This is a genomic window from Variovorax cryoconiti (genome assembly GCF_051216395.1).
Lineage (GTDB): Bacteria > Pseudomonadota > Gammaproteobacteria > Burkholderiales > Burkholderiaceae_C > Variovorax.
This window is the reverse complement of sequence record NZ_JBPJZI010000071.1, coordinates 1-1,057: the sequence shown is the minus strand read 5'-3', so window position 1 is coordinate 1,057 and position 1,057 is coordinate 1. Positions and strand designations below refer to the sequence as shown.

The window sequence follows — 1,057 nt, the reverse complement described above, 5'->3', positions numbered from 1 at the left end:
CGTGCAGCGCTGTTGCTCAAGTGGCACGACCTCATGCTGGCGCACGCCGATGATCTTGCCCTCCTGATGACCCTCGAGCAGGGCAAGCCCTTGAGTGAAGCCAAAGGCGAAATCCTGTATGGCGCGTCGTTCGTCCAATGGTTCGCGGGCGAGGGCGTGCGCGCTTATGGCGAGACCATTCCAGCGACGCAGCCGAACCGACGCATCTTCGTTCGCAAGATGCCTGTGGGCGTGTGCGCGGCGATCACGCCTTGGAATTTCCCGAACGCGATGATCACGCGCAAGTTGGCGCCTGCCCTGGCCGCCGGTTGCACGGTCGTGGTCAAGCCCTCCGAGCTGACCCCGTACTCTGCACTGGCACTGGCCGAGTTAGGCGAGCGCGCCGGGTTTCCAAAGGGCGTGCTGAACATCGTGACGGGTGCGCCGGCGGGCATCGGCGCCGAACTCACGGGCAACCCCACGGTGCGCAAGCTGACCTTCACGGGATCGACGGCCGTCGGCAAGACGCTGCTTCGCCAGTGCGCCGACACCGTCAAGCGTGTCAGCCTCGAGCTCGGAGGAAATGCACCCGTCATCGTGTTCGACGACGCCGATCTCGAGACCGCGATCGCCGGCGTCATGGCAAGCAAGTTCCGCAACAGCGGGCAGACCTGCGTGTGCGCCAACCGCATCTACGTTCAGGCGGGCATCTACGGGCGCTTCACCGATCGGCTGGTGAAGGAAGTGCGACAGCTGCGAGTGGGCGCAGGTACGGAAGCGGGTACCACCATCGGTCCGCTGATCAACCAGGCCGCGCTTCAGAAGGTGCAGGCACACGTGACGGACGCGCAAGCCAAGGGCGCATCAATCGCTTGCGGCGGGAAGGCTTCCGAACGTGGTTCCCAGTTCTTCGAGCCGACGGTGCTGACAGAGGCGAACGACACCATGGTCCTGGCCCACGAGGAGACCTTCGGGCCGGTCGCTGCGCTGTTTCGCTTCGACACGGAAAGCGAAGTGGTCGACAGGGCCAACGACTCGCCCTATGGACTGGCAGACTACGTTTTCTCGAACGATGTGA

The 1,057-nt window shown here is 64.2% G+C and carries 1 protein-coding gene; it reads left to right on the top strand.

What is annotated here, in order from left to right; genetic code table 11:
• Positions 1-1,057, top strand: a 1,057-nt coding sequence (locus tag ACSFA2_RS25815; RefSeq protein ID WP_435458169.1) for an NAD-dependent succinate-semialdehyde dehydrogenase, incomplete at both ends; no start/stop codon positions are given.